Origin of the sequence: Phenylobacterium sp., from assembly GCF_030645195.1 — a bacterium.
Taxonomy (GTDB): domain Bacteria; phylum Pseudomonadota; class Alphaproteobacteria; order Caulobacterales; family Caulobacteraceae; genus Phenylobacterium.
Genome location: NZ_JAUSLW010000113.1, coordinates 1 through 1,135 on the forward strand (window position 1 = coordinate 1; position 1,135 = coordinate 1,135).

A 1,135-nucleotide genomic window follows, 5' to 3' on the forward strand; every position below is an offset into this window, starting at 1 on the left:
CCCGGTGGGCGTCAGCGTTGGCGTAGAAGCAGAGGTCGGGGCGCAGGCCCTTGACCGCGTCATAGACCGCGATCCCGTCGGCGATGCCGGTGGGGTGGTTGCAGATCAGCACCACCCGCCCGCGGGCGGGAATCCGCTCCAGGCCGCGCACGCTGACCTTGACGTCCAGCAGGGTCGAGACGTGCTCCAGGGCCTGGCGGCCCGTCATCTGGGCGATGTCGTCGGCCATGGTCCGGGCCTTGCGATAGTCCAGCAGGCGGTAGAGCAGGGGTCGGATCAGCGGCCATGCCGCCCCGCCCGAGAGCTTGGGGGCGCGCTCGGCGATCAGGGTGTCGACGATGTGATCGTGATAGGCCCGCCGCGCCGGCAGGGCCTCGGTGGCGACGCTCATGGGACGGAACATGCCCTTGCCCGCTCGCCCCGTGCAAGGGGCTGGTCCCCTGTACCTTAGCTGGGAACAAATCTTCAAGGCTGGCGGCCTCGGAGCCCGGGTCGCCGATGATCTTTCCTCGGTGATCCCCGCCGCCCTGAGCCGGGGACTGAGATCGGTGTTCGCGCCCCTACCCACCGGCGCCATGACGTCCTAAAAGCTCGCCATGCGCGAGATCACACACTTCATCGACGGCGTGTCCGTCACGGGGACCTCCGGCCGTTACGGCGAGGTCTTCAATCCCAATACCGGCGAGGTCCAGGCCCGCGTGGCCCTTGCGACCTCGGCCGAGCTGGACCTGGCCGTCCAGGCCGCGGTGCGGGCCCAGAGGTCCTGGGCGGCGGTCAATCCGCAGCGCCGGGCCCGGGTGATGTTCGAGTTCAAGCGGCTGGTCGAGGCCCGCATGCAGGAGCTGGCCGAGCTGCTCTCCTCCGAGCACGGCAAGGTGGTGGCCGACTCCAAGGGCGATATTCAGCGGGGCCTGGAGGTCATCGAGTTCGCCTGTGGCATCCCCCACGCCCTGAAGGGCGAATATACCGAGGGCGCGGGGCCCGGCATCGACGTCTATTCCATGCGCCAGCCGCTGGGCGTGGCCGCCGGCATCACCCCGTTCAACTTCCCGGGCATGATCCCGATGTGGATGTTCGGGATCGCCATCGCGGTGGGCAACGCCTTCATCCTCAAGCCCTCGGAGAAGGACCCGAC

The 1,135-nt window shown here is 68.9% G+C and carries 2 protein-coding genes; one reads left to right on the top strand and one right to left on the bottom strand.

Annotated features, from left to right (window positions below; translation table 11 throughout):
* On the bottom strand, positions 1-403 hold a 403-nt coding region (locus Q7T09_RS10155; protein ID WP_370689230.1), incomplete at its 3' end, for a GNAT family N-acetyltransferase.
* 193 nt (positions 404-596) lie between these two features.
* Between Q7T09_RS10155 and Q7T09_RS10160 the strand changes: the two genes are divergently transcribed.
* The coding region (locus Q7T09_RS10160; RefSeq protein WP_304699493.1) for an aldehyde dehydrogenase family protein at positions 597-1,135 on the top strand (539 nt) is incomplete at its 3' end.